14 protein-coding genes are annotated in these 14,025 nt (G+C 64.6%); 7 read left to right on the top strand and 7 right to left on the bottom strand.

The window, feature by feature from the left end; translation table 11 throughout:
- Window positions 1–83: 83 nt before the first annotated feature.
- From AvAM_RS17135 to AvAM_RS17115, 5 genes are read right to left on the bottom strand one after another with little or no spacing between them, the layout of a single operon-like run.
- A complete protein-coding gene (locus tag AvAM_RS17135; protein ID WP_137748184.1) occupies window positions 84–899 on the bottom strand; it encodes an SDR family NAD(P)-dependent oxidoreductase in 816 nt (271 codons plus the stop codon).
- A 51-nt stretch (window positions 900–950) separates the two neighbouring features.
- A complete protein-coding gene (locus tag AvAM_RS17130; RefSeq protein WP_137748183.1) occupies window positions 951–1,760 on the bottom strand; it encodes an enoyl-CoA hydratase/isomerase family protein in 810 nt (269 codons plus the stop codon).
- A 33-nt stretch (window positions 1,761–1,793) separates the two neighbouring features.
- Window positions 1,794–2,969 carry a thiolase family protein gene (locus tag AvAM_RS17125; protein WP_137748182.1) on the bottom strand — a complete coding sequence of 392 codons (1,176 nt, stop codon included), beginning with the start codon at window positions 2,967–2,969 and terminating at the stop codon, window positions 1,794–1,796.
- Window positions 2,966–3,397 carry a Zn-ribbon domain-containing OB-fold protein gene (locus tag AvAM_RS17120; RefSeq protein WP_249368195.1) on the bottom strand — a complete coding sequence of 144 codons (432 nt, stop codon included), beginning with the start codon at window positions 3,395–3,397 and terminating at the stop codon, window positions 2,966–2,968. The genes AvAM_RS17125 and AvAM_RS17120 overlap by 4 nt, the downstream gene beginning before the upstream one ends.
- 60 nt (window positions 3,398–3,457) lie before the next feature.
- Window positions 3,458–4,438 carry a tripartite tricarboxylate transporter substrate binding protein gene (locus AvAM_RS17115; RefSeq protein WP_137748181.1) on the bottom strand — a complete coding sequence of 327 codons (981 nt, stop codon included), beginning with the start codon at window positions 4,436–4,438 and terminating at the stop codon, window positions 3,458–3,460.
- 189 nt (window positions 4,439–4,627) lie between these two features.
- On the opposite strand from AvAM_RS17115, the gene AvAM_RS17110 reads away from it, so the two are divergent.
- Genes AvAM_RS17110 through AvAM_RS17085 form a run of 6 tightly spaced genes read left to right on the top strand, consistent with a single transcriptional unit; the run spans window position 4,628 to window position 11,820 of the window.
- The gene (locus AvAM_RS17110; protein ID WP_137748180.1) at window positions 4,628–5,440 is read left to right on the top strand and encodes an IclR family transcriptional regulator; all 813 of its coding nucleotides are present in this window, start codon (window positions 4,628–4,630) and stop codon (window positions 5,438–5,440) included.
- Window positions 5,441–5,476: 36 nt separating this feature from the next.
- Window positions 5,477–6,625: an acyl-CoA dehydrogenase family protein gene (locus tag AvAM_RS17105; protein ID WP_249368193.1), complete on the top strand. Its 1,149-nt coding sequence runs from the start codon at window positions 5,477–5,479 to the stop codon at window positions 6,623–6,625.
- 40 nt (window positions 6,626–6,665) lie between these two features.
- On the top strand, window positions 6,666–8,768 hold the full coding sequence (locus tag AvAM_RS17100; protein ID WP_137748179.1) for an acetate--CoA ligase family protein: 2,103 nt from the start codon (window positions 6,666–6,668) through the stop codon (window positions 8,766–8,768).
- Entirely contained in the window at window positions 8,765–9,871 is a 1,107-nt protein-coding gene (locus AvAM_RS17095; protein WP_137748178.1) for a CaiB/BaiF CoA-transferase family protein, read from the top strand. The genes AvAM_RS17100 and AvAM_RS17095 overlap by 4 nt, the downstream gene beginning before the upstream one ends.
- Before the next feature lie 3 nt (window positions 9,872–9,874).
- Window positions 9,875–10,885, top strand: coding sequence for a nitronate monooxygenase family protein (locus AvAM_RS17090; protein ID WP_137748177.1), 1,011 nt, complete (start codon window positions 9,875–9,877; stop codon window positions 10,883–10,885).
- The gene (locus tag AvAM_RS17085; protein WP_137748176.1) at window positions 10,882–11,820 is read left to right on the top strand and encodes a nitronate monooxygenase family protein; all 939 of its coding nucleotides are present in this window, start codon (window positions 10,882–10,884) and stop codon (window positions 11,818–11,820) included. The genes AvAM_RS17090 and AvAM_RS17085 overlap by 4 nt, the downstream gene beginning before the upstream one ends.
- Window positions 11,821–12,163: 343 nt before the next feature.
- Here AvAM_RS17085 and AvAM_RS17080 read toward each other — a convergent pair whose 3' ends face one another.
- Window positions 12,164–12,421 carry a hypothetical protein gene (locus tag AvAM_RS17080; RefSeq protein ID WP_137748175.1) on the bottom strand — a complete coding sequence of 86 codons (258 nt, stop codon included), beginning with the start codon at window positions 12,419–12,421 and terminating at the stop codon, window positions 12,164–12,166.
- A gap of 25 nt (window positions 12,422–12,446) precedes the next feature.
- Between AvAM_RS17080 and cutA the strand changes: the two genes are divergently transcribed.
- The gene (gene cutA / locus AvAM_RS17075) at window positions 12,447–12,794 is read left to right on the top strand and encodes a divalent-cation tolerance protein CutA (protein ID WP_137748174.1); all 348 of its coding nucleotides are present in this window, start codon (window positions 12,447–12,449) and stop codon (window positions 12,792–12,794) included.
- A gap of 64 nt (window positions 12,795–12,858) precedes the next feature.
- On the opposite strand, the gene AvAM_RS17070 is transcribed toward cutA, so the two are convergent.
- Window positions 12,859–13,920, bottom strand: coding sequence for a hypothetical protein (locus AvAM_RS17070; protein WP_137748173.1), 1,062 nt, complete (start codon window positions 13,918–13,920; stop codon window positions 12,859–12,861).
- Window positions 13,921–14,025: the final 105 nt, after the last annotated feature.

Here is a 14,025-nt window from a genome sequence, read left to right as displayed (position 1 = left end):
GTATTCGGTCGTGCTGCATGAGAGCGCAGTACGGTGAGCACCTGAGTGGTGCGGAGCGGTTTGCCCGACCGCCCCTTCCTGCATCAAACCATCGCGAAACCGCCCGATGCGCCGATGGTCTGCCCCGTGATGAACAGCGCGCGGTCTGACGCCAGGAACGCCACGATTCCCGACACATCGGTCGGCCGGGAAAGTCGCCCCACGCCTTTGGAGATAGGGTAGGCATTGAGCATCTTGCCCAGCAGCTCGTTGTTCTCCACCGTGGCGTGGATGTTGAGCGGGCCGTCCTTGATGCCCTCATGGGACACGGCGCCCAGAGCGATGGAGTTGACGGTGACCGCGTGGCGACCATGCTCCCGTGCCAGGGCCTTGGCGAAACCGGCAATGGCGGCCTTGGCGCCCGAATACACCGCCATGTTGGCCTCGCCGATGCGGCCCGCTTCCGAGATGATGTTGATGATGCGGCCTGTCTTGCGCCCCACCATGCCTGGTAGCACGGCCCGGCAGCAGTGCATGGTGCCGTAGACGTTGAGGTTCACGATCTTGGCCCAGTCCACCACGGGGGTGTCCACAAAGGCGGGTGTGCGGCCTCCTTTTTCGCGGCGCTCGGGGATGATGCCCGCGTTGTTGACCAGCACGGTGATGGGTGCGCCGAAGTGCTCAGCGGCACTGGCCACCATGGCGTCGACCGCGTCCAGTTGGGTGATGTCCGCCGGTGCGGCGTAGGCTTGCCCGCCTGCGGCGTTGATCTCATCCGCCACCGCTTGGGCGCGTTCGGCAAACAGGTCGTTCACCACCACGCGCGCACCTTCGGCGGCGAGTTCGATACAAATCTGCCGGCCTACGCCTTGCCCGCCGCCAGTGACGAGCGCGACCTGTCCGTTCAATCCGAGTTCCATGGGATGCCTTTCGTGTGTGTTGTCTGATGAAGTCGCCAGTGCGTTCAGGCCCTAGCGCCCTTTGAATTGAGGTTCGCGTTTCTCGACAAAGGCGCGCATGCCCTCGATGCGGTCTTCGCTGTCCACGATCATTGCGGCCGCATAGCGCTCGTATTCCAGTCCCGAGTCCAGGTCGGTCTGCATGCCGCGATTGATGGCGCGCTTGGCGAAGCGGACTGCCAGCGGTGGGTGCTGCGCGATGCGCTGGCTCAGTTCCAGCGCAGCCGTCATCAGTTCGGTCTGCGACACCACACGGCTGACGAGGCCGTAGCGCAGCGCCGTCTCCGCGTCCACCAGGTCAGCCGTCAGGATCAGCTCTTTGGCCCGGGCTTCACCCACCAGCCGTGGCAGCCGCTGTGTGCCACCGGCTGCTGGAATGACGCCCAGCTTGATTTCGGGCAGGCCAAAGCGCGCGTGGGAGGCCGCAATGCGCAGGTCGCAGCACAACGCGATCTCCAGACCGCCGCCCAGGGCCACGCCGTTGATGGCCGCAATGACGGGTTTTTCAAACTCTTCGATGTTGCGGAACAGTTCGTGGGTCGCTTTCTGGCGCACGAAATACTCGGTGCCGCGCACCACGTCGGTGGCGCGCTCCTTGATGTCGGCGCCCGCGCAGAACGCCTTGTCGCCGCTGCCGGTGATCAGCACCGCGCGCACCTGGTCATCGTTGCGCGCCAGCTCGAAGAAGGCGCGCGCCAAGTCCGGCTTCATGGTGCTGCCCAACGTGTTCATGCGGTCGGGCCGGTTGAGGGTGATCACGGCCACGCGGTCGCGCACCTCATAGAGCAATGTGCCCAGATCCTGGATGTCAGGGGTAGTCATTGGCTTGCTTTCAAAAATAGAGCTGAAGTGCCGTCACGCCGATGCCGACAGCACATGAGCGACGGAGACAGAACCCAGGCCGATCATGTGGGCCATGCCCCAACGCGCGTTGGGGTGCTGTCGGCCTTCGGCCTCACCGCGCAACTGGCGGGTGATTTCCGCCAACTGGCCAATGCCCGTGGGGCCGAGCGGGTGGCCCATGCCGATGAGGCCGCCCGATGCGTTGATGGCGCAGCGGCCGCCGATCTGCGAATCCCCCCGCGCCAGGTAGCGGGCGCCCTCGCCGGGGTCGCACACTCCAATGGCTTCGCTGTACAGCAGCTCCTCTACCGAGAAGGCATCGTGCAGCTCCAGCAAGTCGAGCTCCTTGGGGGCAAGGCCTGCTTGGTCAAACGCGGCTTGCGCGCTGGTGCGGACCAGCTCCACGGCGCTGTCGCCGTATTGCGTTTCGGGCCGCTCACTGCCTGCGACCGACGCCTTAATGCGCACGCAGCGGCTCGCATCCAGTCCCAATTTGCGGATGGCGTTGCCCGACACCACGATCACTGCCGCAGCCCCTTCGCCGCGCGGGCAGCATTGCTGCACCGTGAGGTCGCCCACCACGCGCGGCGATGCGAGCACCTGTTCCAGCGTCCGGGGTTTGCGGAACTGCGCAAACGGGTTGCGTGCCGCATTGCCGTGGTTCTTCACGGCCACGTTGGCCATTTCCTCGACGGAGGCACCGCGCTCCCGCAGATAGGTGCGAGCCATCATCGCGAACTTGGCCGCCGGGATGGTGGCGGTTTCGCTCAGTCTCTCCAGTCCGTCCTTGTTGGCAGCGCGGCGTCCGTCGCCATGTTTGTCCACTCCTGCCGCCAGCACCACATCGCTCATGCCGGTCGCCACTTCCATACACGCCTGGCGGAATGCGAAGGAGCCAGAGGCCGATGCGTTTTCCACCTGCGTCACCGCCAGACCCGTGGACCCCAGGTGGCGCAGCATGACGCGGCCCGCCGCCATGCCGATGGAAGTGGTGCCCACATACGCACTTTGCACGCGGTCCCATGCCAGCCCCGAGTCGGCCAGCGCAGCGCGCACGGCCGTGAGGCCCAGTTCGGTGTAGGGCGTTTCGGTAGGGAATTGATAGGGGTGCAGGCCAATACCGGCGATAAACACGCCGCCGTTGGCATCCAGCCAGTTGCCCGAATTGGATTGCTGGGTAGGGCTCATTGCGCCGCTCCTTCGTTCACGGGCACAAAGCGGCAGGCGTAGACGCCTTCTTCCGGCTTCACATCGGCAACGGCGCGAACCTCCATGCCGTGCTTCAGTGCCGATTCATCTGCAACGGCCATCACGCCTTCTTCGACGATGCCGGGGGCGATACGAATGTCTCCTGCAATGCTGGGCGCGGCCATGCCGGGCAGCAGCGGCACGTGCAGGGTCACGAACTCGAGCAGCTCTCCACCACCCGGGCGGGTAATGCGCGGGGCTTTGCTCAGCGGTTCTCCGCAATGCATGCAGCCCGGTGCGTTGGCAGGAAAGCTCAGTCCCCCACAAGCACTGCATTGCGCAAAGAAGAAGTTGAGCGAGCGGCCGTCTTCTGCCAGCTCATACAGAGTCGGCTGCAACGGCTTCAAGGAAGTCTTTGAATCGGTCATAGAAAGAAGGGAGGGGGAAAAGAAAGCTGCTGTGGGAGGGCAGGGATTGCCCGCAGCCTGTCAATCAAGCTTGGCGCCCGACTGCTGCACCACTGCACGCCACCGGGTCATCTCCGATTTCACGAAGGCGCCCATCTTGGCGTCGCGCAGGCCGACCAGCGGGACGCTGCCGAACTTCTCGGTGGCCTGCAGCATTTCGGGGTTCACGATGGCTTTGGCGATCTCGTCGCCCAGGCGCTTCACGATGTCGGGTGGCGTCTTGGCCGGAACGAACACCGCGCCCCAGGCGGTGGATTCGGCCTCGGGAACGCCCAGCTCACCCACGGTGGGCACGTCGGGCGAACTGGCCAGACGCGTCTTGGAAGTGACCGCCAGCGCCTTGAGCTTGTTCGCCTGCACCTGGGGCAGCACCACCGCCGGGTAATCGAACATCAGATCGATGCTGCCGGCCATCAGGTCGCTCAAGGCCGGCGCGCTGCCGCGGTACGGCACATGGGTCATCTTGATGCCTGCGGCGGTTTGGAACAGCTCGGCCGTCAGATGGGTGCCCGTGCCAGGCCCGGCGGAGCCGTAGTTCAGCTTGCCGGGGTTGGCCTTGGCGTAGGCAATCAGCTCCGGCACCGTCTTGAATGGGCGCGAAGGGTTGATCACCAGCATGAGCGGCGTTTCCGACATGGCGTGCACGGGCACGAAGTCCGCCACGGGGTCGTAGCGCACGTTCTTGTACAGCGCCAGATTGGCGCCGTGCGTTCCCTGCGTGCCGTAAATGATGGTGTAGCCATCGGGCGGCTGACGCGAACCCGACTCGACACCGATGGAGCCACCAGCCCCGGGACGGTTGTCCACCACCACCGATTGGCCCAACTGCGCGCTGAGCAGCTTTGCCAGCAGGCGCGAGGTGTTGTCTGTGATGCCTCCGGGTGGAAACGGCACCACAAAGGTGATCGGCTTGTTCGGCCAGGCATCGCCTGCAGCGTGCAAGACACCGAAGGCCAACGAGGCAATGACAAAAACAACCAGTTTTCGGAAGGTTCTACGCATGCTTGTCTCCATTTTTTGTTGCCACTTGATTGCGGCTGGTCGTAGAATACTTCAATATTTCGTAGACATGCAAGAAGTTTTGGTGATCAGGTGAAAAGAAAAAATCGGAACTTCAAACAAATTCCCCTCGGGGTTTGCTTCGATCTCAAAGATATGATTCGTTGATATCTACGAAATACCGGAGAACCTATGCCCACCATCGTCCCTGCCGCTTCTCGCACCATGGCCCTCCTGGAGGTCTTTGCCCGCGAGCGCCGCGAACTCTCCAACTCAGACCTTGCGCGCCTGCTGGACCTGCCCGAAAGCAGCTGCTCCGATCTCTTGCACACGCTGCATGAGCTGGGCTACCTGATGCGGACTGCGCGGACCCGGCGCTTCTATCCCACAGCCCGTCTGCTCACCATTGCCAAAGGCATCGCTGCGGGCGATTCGCTCTACGCGGTGGCGTCTGAGGCCTGCGAACTGCTGCGCGACAAGACCGGAGAGACCGGCATGTGCGGCCGCGTGGAGGCCGGCGTGGTCAAGGTCCTGGCGTTTGCCGAGGGCACACACCCGCTGCGCTATGTAGAGAACGTGGGCAACAAGATCGCCCTGCACGTATCTGCTTTGGGCAAGGCCGAGCTGGCGCTGGGCACGCCCGAAGAGGCTGCGCGCCAGCTGCGGCTCAAGCCGCTCAAGCAGATCGCCCCCGGCTCCATTACCGACCTCGCAGCGCTGGAGGCGCAGATCGCGCAAGCGCGCGAGCAAGGCTGGATGTGGGTGGAGAACGAAGGCTTTGACGGGTTGGCCGCCATCGCCGTGGCTGGATACCTGGGCGACGAACCTCTCGCGCTGTCGATTGCCGGCCCCACCGAACGACTGCGCCGCACCAAGGATGCCTGCCTGCAAGCCTTGCAAGAGGTACAGGCAGTCGTGTTCCATCCCCAGAACCCCGCGCCCACGCTGCGCGCCACGGCCTCGGGCCGGCGCGGCGCGGGCACCAAAGACACCACGCCCGCCTAGCGGCGGGGCCAAGCATTCAACCCAGGAGACATAGCCATGTATGCAACGATGAATTCCGAACAAGAAATGCTGCGCGACAGCGTGCGCCGCTTCATGAAAAGCGAAGTCGCACCCCGTGTGGCCCAGCACGACCGGGACAAGACCTTCCCATTCGAGCTCCTCAAGGAGCTGTCCCAGTTCGGATACATCGGTGGCCGCCTGCCCGAGGCCCTGGGCGGCATGGACATGGACCAGATGACCTGGGCGATGCTCATGGAAGAGGCGGGCTACACCTGGCTGTCGCTGCGGACCATGGTGAACATCACCAACGCGGCCATCAACAAGCTGGCGGCCGAAGCCAATGAGGAGCAGCGCGAACGCTTCCTGAAGCCCCTGCTGGCGTCCGAGCGGAAGGTGTTCAACGCCATCAGCGAGCCGGGCACGGGCTCGAACATTGCGCAGGTCCAGACACGCGCAGACCTGCAGGGCGACCACTACGTTCTCAACGGCCGCAAGCTGTGGATTACCAACGGCGCTTTCGGCGACTTCGGCATCGTGGTCGCGCGCACCTTCAGTCCCGATTGTCAAGGCGGACTCTCCACCTTTCTGGTAGAGCGCGATGTATCGCCCTATGAAGTGCGCAATGTCGACACCATGGTGCTGCGCAGCACCGGCACGGCGGAGCTGGCGTTCGACAATGTCAAGGTGCCCCGCGAGAACCTGCTGGGCGAAGAGGGCAACGCGCTCAAGAAGATGCTCATGGGCCTGGACGGCGCACGCGTCAACATTGCCATGGGTGCCGTGGGCGCCGCCCAGGCGGCGCTCGACCTGTCCATCGACTACGCCCGCACCCGTACTCAGTTCGGCAAGCCCATCGGGAGTTTCCAACTGGTGCAAAAGCTCATCGTGGACATGACGATCCGCGTGGAAGCAGCCCGGGCACTGAGTCTGCGCGCGGCCGCCGCGCTGGACGCCAATGCCGATGCGCGCACCGCCTGCTCCATCGCCAAGCTCTACGCCACCGAGGCCGCACACGAAGTCGCCAGCATGGCGCTGCAGGTGCACGGCGGCCTGGGCTACGCCACCGACTATCCCATCGAGCGCATCTTCCGCGACACGCGCGGCGGCACGATCCCTGAAGGCACCACTGAAGTGCAGACCTTGATCGCCGGTCGCGAAATCCTGGGCATCTCTGCGATTGTCTGATCCTCAGCATCGCCACACCCATAACGACCAGGAGACAAGATTGACTGACCTTTCACGACTGATCCGCCCCCGCTCGATTGCCCTTGTGGGCGCGTCCGACCGCCCGCAGAGTATCGGCGAGCGCACGCTGACCAACTTGCTGGACCATTCCGAGTTCGACGGGGACATCTACCTCGTCAACCCGACCAAGGCAGAAATCCGCGGGCACCGCTGCTGGCCCAGCGTGGCATCGCTGCCCGCCACGCCCGACGTGGCGGTGATCGTGGTGCCCGCATCGGGTGTGCTGGCCGTGGCCGAGGAGTGCGCGGCGCGGGGCGTGCTGTTTGCCATCGTGCTGACCTCAGGCTTTGGCGAGGCCGGTGAAGAAGGCGAGCGCGCCCAGGTGCGGCTCAAGGAGATTGCCGATGCAGGCGGCATGCGCCTGTACGGCCCCAACTGCCCGGGCCTCACCAACGTCAACCACCGCCTGGGCCTGACCTTCTCGCCGTCTTTCCCGCACGACCTGGTCAAGGGACCTATCGGTCTGGCCACGCAGGGGGGTGGCCTGGGGCGCAACGTGATGCAGGCCATGGACCGGGGCATCGGCATTGGCCTGTGGGCCTCCACCGGCAACGAGGTGGACCTGCAGGTGGCCGACTTCATCCACTACATGGCCGATGCGCCCGACATCAAGGTGATCGTGACCTTGCTGGAGGGCATCAAGGACGGCGCGAAGTTTGTGGCCGCCGTGAACCGTGCGGCGGCCAACGGCAAGCCCGTGATCGCACTCAAGGTGGGCAAGTCGGCTTACGGGCAAAAGGCGGCGCAATCCCACACCGCATCCCTGACCGGATCGGCCGAGGTGAATAGCGCCGTGTTCAAGCAGTGCGGCGTGATCGAGGTGGATGACATCGACGAGCTGGTCGATACCGCCTGGCTGTTTGCACGCGGCGAGCCGGCACCCAGCGAAGGGGTGGCCATCTACACTTCATCGGGCGGCACGGCGGCCTTGACGGCGGATGCCGTGGGCACCGCAGGCCTGACCCTCGCGCAGTTTGCCCCGCACACACGGCAGGCCCTGGCCGATCTGCTGCCCGACTTCGCTGCGCTGGACAACCCGGTGGACACCACCGCCGCCGTGCTGAGCGATGCGGCGCTGATCGAGAAGTCGCTGAGTGCGGTGGCGGCAGACCCCCACCTGGGCTGCGTGATCGTTCCGATCGCGCTGGACTATGGCGACACCACGATCCAGCTGGCGCGCACCATCATTGCGGCGCAGAAGGGTTGCACCACCCCGATCCTGCCCATCTGGATGAGCGATCGGATGGGCGAGGGCTATCGCATGCTGGTCGAAGGCGGTTTTGCCCCGCCACGGTCGGTGGGCAAGGCCATCAAGGCCATCCAGCGCTGGATCGAATATGGCCGCTGGAAGCGCACGCGTGGCACGCACACCCCGCTGAACCCGGTAGCGGCGCTGCCACCCGCCAGCGCCACGCGCAGCCTGTCCGAGGCCGAGGCCAAGTCCCAGCTGCTGGCAGCAGGCATCGCGTTGCTGCCCAATGCATTGGCTCCTACCGTGGAGGACGCCGTTGCTGCGGCCAACGCCATGGGCTACCCCGTGGTGGCCAAGATCGCCAGCGAGCAGATCGTGCACAAGTCCGACATCGGCGGCGTCATGGTGGGGCTGCAGAACGCCGACGAACTGCGCCAAGCCTGGGAGGACATCATGGCGGCGGCGAAGCACCACCGGCCCGACGCGCACATCGACGGTCTGCTGATCGAGAAGATGGCGCCACGCGGCGGCCTGGAGCTGATGGTCGGCGTCACGCGCGACCCGGTGTTCGGCCACGTGATGACCTTCGGGCTGGGCGGCATCTACGTGGAGATCCTGCGCGACGTCACGCGGCGCATGTTGCCGCTTTCCGCCAGCGAGGCAGCGGCCATGGTCCGCGAGATGCGTTGCTTACCCTTGCTGGAAGGGGCACGCGGCCGGCCACCGGCAGACCTGGAAGCGCTGCACACGCTGCTGGTGCGCATCTCGGACTTCGTGATGCACAACGCAGCCCGCATCGAGGAAATGGACCTCAACCCCGTGTGGATTGGCGCGCAGGGCGAGGGCGTGCTGCCGCTCGACGCCGTGATCATCGAAAGAACCACCGCATGACCTCAACCACAGCCCGGCCGCCGCTACAGGGCATCACCGTGGTGGATTTCAGCGAGCTGCTGCCGGGGCCGTTCCTGACGCAGAACCTGGCGGAGATGGGCGCGCGCATCATCAAGATCGAGCGCCCGCCGCACGGCGACAACGCGCGCCATCTGGGCCAGGGCGCGTTCGAGGCCGTGAACCGGGGCAAGCAAAGCCTGATGGTGGACCTCAAGGACGAGGCCCAGCGCGACCAAGTTCGCACGTTGATCGCGTCAGCCGACGTGGTGGTCGAGTCCTACCGTCCGGGCGTGATGGCTCGCCTGGGCCTGGACGCTGCTGCGCTCTGCCAGGCCTTTCCGCGACTCATCTATGTATCCCTCAGCGGATATGGCCAGACAGGGCCCTGGGCCGACCTGCCGGGGCATGACATCAACTACCTGGCCGCCGCTGGCGTGCTGGCCGTCTCGGGCCAGCCCAATGGCGCCCCCGCGCAGAGCTTCGGGCTGCCGGTGGCCGACCTGTGCGGGACCATGTACGCCCTGTCCGCCACGCTCGCTGCGCTGTTCCAGCGCGAAGCCACGGGCAGGGGACAGTACCTGGACGTTGCGCTGGCCGGTTGCGCCTTGCACTGGATGAACCCACGGCTGGGCGCCTACCGGTCGGCCAGTGCGCGCACGGTGCATGCGCAGCGCGAGGCCACGCTGGTGAAAGCCGCCTACGGCGCATTCCGGTGCAAGGATGGGCGCTACGTGTCGATTGCCGCGCTGGAAGACCATTTCTGGAAGCGCCTCTGCGCAGCGCTGCCGCTGGCGCCCTTTGACGGGCCGGAGTACGCCACGCACAAGGCGCGCAAGGCAGTCGCTGATGCGATCAATCTGCGCATTGAGCAGGCCATGGAGCCACTGGATTCGCGGGAAGCCTTCGAATTGCTGTGCCGCCATGACGTTCCAGCTGCACCCGTGGTTCATCCCGTCGAACTGTCGTCCCAGGCGCACTTTGCCTCGCGCGGCAAGTTTGCCGCGGGTGATGACATGCCCTGGGTCCGCTTTCCGGTGGCCATGGAGGGGATGGGCGGCACCGACCTAGCGGGCGCACCACCACTGGGTGCAAGGGGCGACTGAGTCATGGCCGCCGTCCTGCGCACGCGCATTACGCAGCTGCTGGGGATCGACCACCCCATTCTGGGAGGCGGCCTGATGTGGCTGTCCGACGCCCGGTATGTGGCGGCACTGGTGAATGCGGGCTGCATGGGATTCATTACGCCCCGGTCGTACGCCAGCGAAGCGGATTTTTGCGACGCGCTGGCGCTCTGCACGGAGCTGACCTGTGGAAAACCGTTTGGCGTGAACCTCACGCTCTCGCACCGGCCCGAAGCCAATGCCATGGTTCCGCGCTGGACGGATTCTGCTTTGGCGCATGGTGTGAGGATCTTTGAGACAGCAGGGCATGTGCCAGCCGAACTCATTAAAGCGCTGCACAAAGCCAACGCCGTCGTTGTCCACAAAGCTTCCAGCATCCGCCACGCGCTTTCTGCAGAGCGTGCCGGTGCCGATGCCATTGCCCTGGTCGGCATGGAGGAAGGTGGTCACCCCGGCATGAACGAGCTGCCCACCATGCTGTTGGGCGCTCTCGCCCATGGCCAGTTCAAGGTGCCCGTGGTGCTGGGGGGCGGCATCGGCCGCGGCAGGCAACTGGCAGCGGTGCTGGCCCAGGGGCTGGACGGTGTGCTCATCGGCAGCCGCTTTCTGGTGTGCGAGGAGGTCCAGACGCACCCTCTTTACAAGGAGCATTTGCTTACCTGTGACGAGCACTCCACAGTGCGGCTGCTGCAGTCACTGGGCACCACCTGGCGCGTGCTTCTGAATGACACCGCGAGCCAGGTTCAGGCCATCGAGCGGGCGGGTGCCACTGAACACGCTGCATTCGGCGACCTCATCAGCGGAACCGTCGCGCGCGACCGTTGCTACGCAGAGGGCGACTGGCGCCATGGCATGGTCTCCCTGGGGCCGTCCATCGCATTCGCTCAGAGCATCGAGCCGCTGCAGGCCATCGTCAACGACCTCGTGGACGAAGCGGTGCAAGCCATCGCGGCCCTTCACGCAATGCATTCACAGAACGGAATGGAACAAGAATGAACCGACTGCCTTTTATGGAGCGGCTGGTGGTGCCCGTCATTGCGGCCCCCATGCTGCGTGTCTCTGGCATTGAGCTGGTTTCGGCCGCGTGCGCGGCCGGCGTCATTGGCGCGTTTCCCACAGCCAATTGCACGTCGCTGGACGAGTTTGCGGCGTGGCTGCAGCGGCTTCAGCGCGAAGCCGAAGAACAGCCCAGCCGAGCGCCTTATTGCCCCAACCTCATCATGCGGCGCGACCCCGCACGCCTCAAGGCCGAAGTGGACTTGATCGTGCGCCACGGTGCGGAACTGGTGATCACGAGCGTGGGTTCACCCGCTTCGGTGATTCCCGCTTTGCGAGATGGCGGTTGCCTTGTATTTGCCGATGTCGCTTCGCTGCACCATGCAGAGCGCGCGCTGGAGGCCGGCGTCGACGGCCTCGTTCTTTTGTCGTCCGGTGCAGGCGGTCACACCGGCTGGGCCAACCCTTTCGCGTTCGTGCGCGCCGTGCGCCAGATCTTCGATGGTCCTATCGTGCTGTCGGGCGGCCTCTCGGACGGCGTGGCGCTGCGCGCCGCGACCGTGTTGGGGTGCGACCTGGGGTGTGTGGGTACGCGATTCATCGCCACCCAGGAAAGCATGGCGACGGCGGACTACAAAGAGATGCTTCTGGAAAGCTCCATGGACGATGTGCTCGCCACACGCGCCTTCACCGGGTTGCCCGCGAACTTTTTGAAGCCGTCCATCGTCCGGGTGGGTCTCGACCCCGAAGCGTTGGACGAGACAGTGTCCGTTCAGGAAGCGCGCAACAAATTCGGAGGAGGATCTGAAGGACCAGTCATTCAACGGTGGTCGGATCTATGGAGTGCGGGGCATTCGGTGTCGGGGGTGACATCCTTACCGACTACTGCCGACCTGGTTCAGTCCATGAAGAGGGAATATCTAGCTGCCTTATAGCCTGTACGCAGGTGCCGAGGATGCAGTGGCATGGAATTGTTCCCCGATAGTTGCCAGTGTCCGGTATGAACATATGCAGTCAGTGAACGGCTGAACATCGACGACTGCTATCAGCCTGTAGCCGCCGCTTGGCCAAAACGCTGTTCTTTGCGTCAAGCGTTTAAATGCGGCCCTAAGTAGAAAGATCCTGAGCTGATGGCGCGCCAAGCGGCCAAGCTGGAAAAAATACAAGACTCAGTGAGAAACACCCGGGAAAGTACAACACTGAAGGAATAAAAAGTACAAGGGTATGCACCCCGTGTCGCTCCAAGTCGTTGATTTCTCAAATTCGGCAGTACAACACTCAATGCACATCGACACGGGTGACAGGTGTGCAAACACAGAGTTGTTTTTTAAGCTGTTGATTTAAAAGGGTTTTTTCGATGAATTCACCAAGCTTCAGACGTTTGCATGGTGTGTGAGCAAGCAAAAAACCCAGGGTTCCGCGCAGCGTTGCTCCAGGTTTTCTCGATTGTTGCGACAAACGGAACTGTCTTTTCACGCTTTGGGTGGTGGTTGGTTGAGGCTCTGGCATTGCACTTTCCGCCGTGGCAGACTGCATCGCCCAATGCTTTCTGGAGACGCGCATGACCGAGCCGACCGCTCTTTGCGATATTGCCGTTGTCACCACTACCGTGGCCACCGACGCGCAAGTGCGGCTGCTGGCGCAGTTGGTTCTGGATGCACGGCTGGCGGCCTGTGTGCAGGTGGAGCCGATCACAGCCCATTTCCGTTGGCAGGGTGCACTGCAGGAGGACCGCGAATTCCGGCTGGTGTACAAAACCGCACCGCGGGCCCTTCGTCCGCTGCTGGCCCTCGTGCGGGCGCACCATCCTTATGAGCTACCGCAGTTGGTGGTGCAGACGTTGCAGGCCTCGGCGGAGTATGCCGACTGGGTGGATGCGCAGGTGGCCCATGCGTCAGTGTCGGCCTGAAGACGGGTTGGACATCACCCAGTTCTTCCGGCTATCTGAGTGAGCCTGCCAGCCCCTTGGTTTTTCACACACTCAAATCAATCTGCTGCACCGTCCCCACCCCTCCGTCCTCGCGCAGGTACACACTGGTGGAGCGCACGGCGCCCAGAGGGGTGTTGTCGGCGGTGCGCAGGGCAAACGGGGTAGTGGCCGATGTGGCGGTCTGCACGGCGCCTACACCGAGTTCGGCCAGGGTTTGCAGGCGGCCGGTGCCGTCGGCGCTGGGGGTCCACACGCGCAGTTGCTGGTAGACCGGGTCGGCTTCGTCGATCCAGCCGTTGCCGTCGCTGTCGTGCTGTGCCAGTTCGGCAAAGCCGTTGCCGGTGCCGGGGCCGAAGAGTTCCAGGCCGTTGTCGATGAGCGCGTTCTGGTTGGTGTCCAGCGCCAGATAGCCCCGGTTGCCTGCCAGAAGTGGCACGTTTTCGGTTTCGCCGTCGCCGTTCAGGTCGAAGGCGAAGCGCTGGTCTTGCAGCTGGGCGGCGGTGCCGTCGAAGTTGATCACCAGCGGGTCGATGGCGGTGGCGTCGCCCAGGCGCAGGCTGAATGAGGATTCCTGGCGGTAGCTGCGCTGCATGTCCAGCTGCAAGGTGAAGCGGATCTCGCGGCCGTCGGCGGTGCGCACCACGCCCTGGGCGCTGAACTGGGTGCGTTCGGTTTCTTCGATGACTTCGCGCTGTTCATAAACCAGGCCAAAACCAGCGCGCTGGCGCCCGGGGGCCGAGTCGGCCTGGGCTTGCGCTGGGCGCCTGGGTGGGGTGGGGGCTTCGGTCGGGGCCTCGGTGCCGGTGTAGACGCGCACCCGCACGCCGGTCATGAGCGCGATGAGGTCGCGCATCAGGGCGAGCTGGGGTGTCAGGCCTTCGTCGGCGTCGGTTTCTCGGGGGGCAGTGGTGGCCTCGGTGGACTGTGCAGCCTGGGCCAGGCGCGCGGCGCTGGAGATCTGGACGGCTGGGACCGCTCGGGCGGGGCTGGGGGCGTTGGCGGGGCGGCGGTCACCCACCCAGGCTTCAAAGCGGCTGCTTTGGGTGTGCACGCGCGTCGCGACGTGCTGGGCCTGCATCTGCAGGGCGGATGATTCGATCTTCATGGGACACCTCCGCGGTTGCCACAAGGAGATATCGGCCAGCGGGCGGCAGAACTTGATTGCCCCTGCTAAGGGCAGGGCCGTGGGGCGGGGCTGCCTGCCAATGTG

Source organism: Acidovorax sp. NB1 (assembly GCF_005405905.1).
Classification (GTDB): Bacteria; Pseudomonadota; Gammaproteobacteria; order Burkholderiales; family Burkholderiaceae_C; genus Acidovorax.
This window is presented reverse-complemented; position numbering and strand designations above follow the sequence as displayed.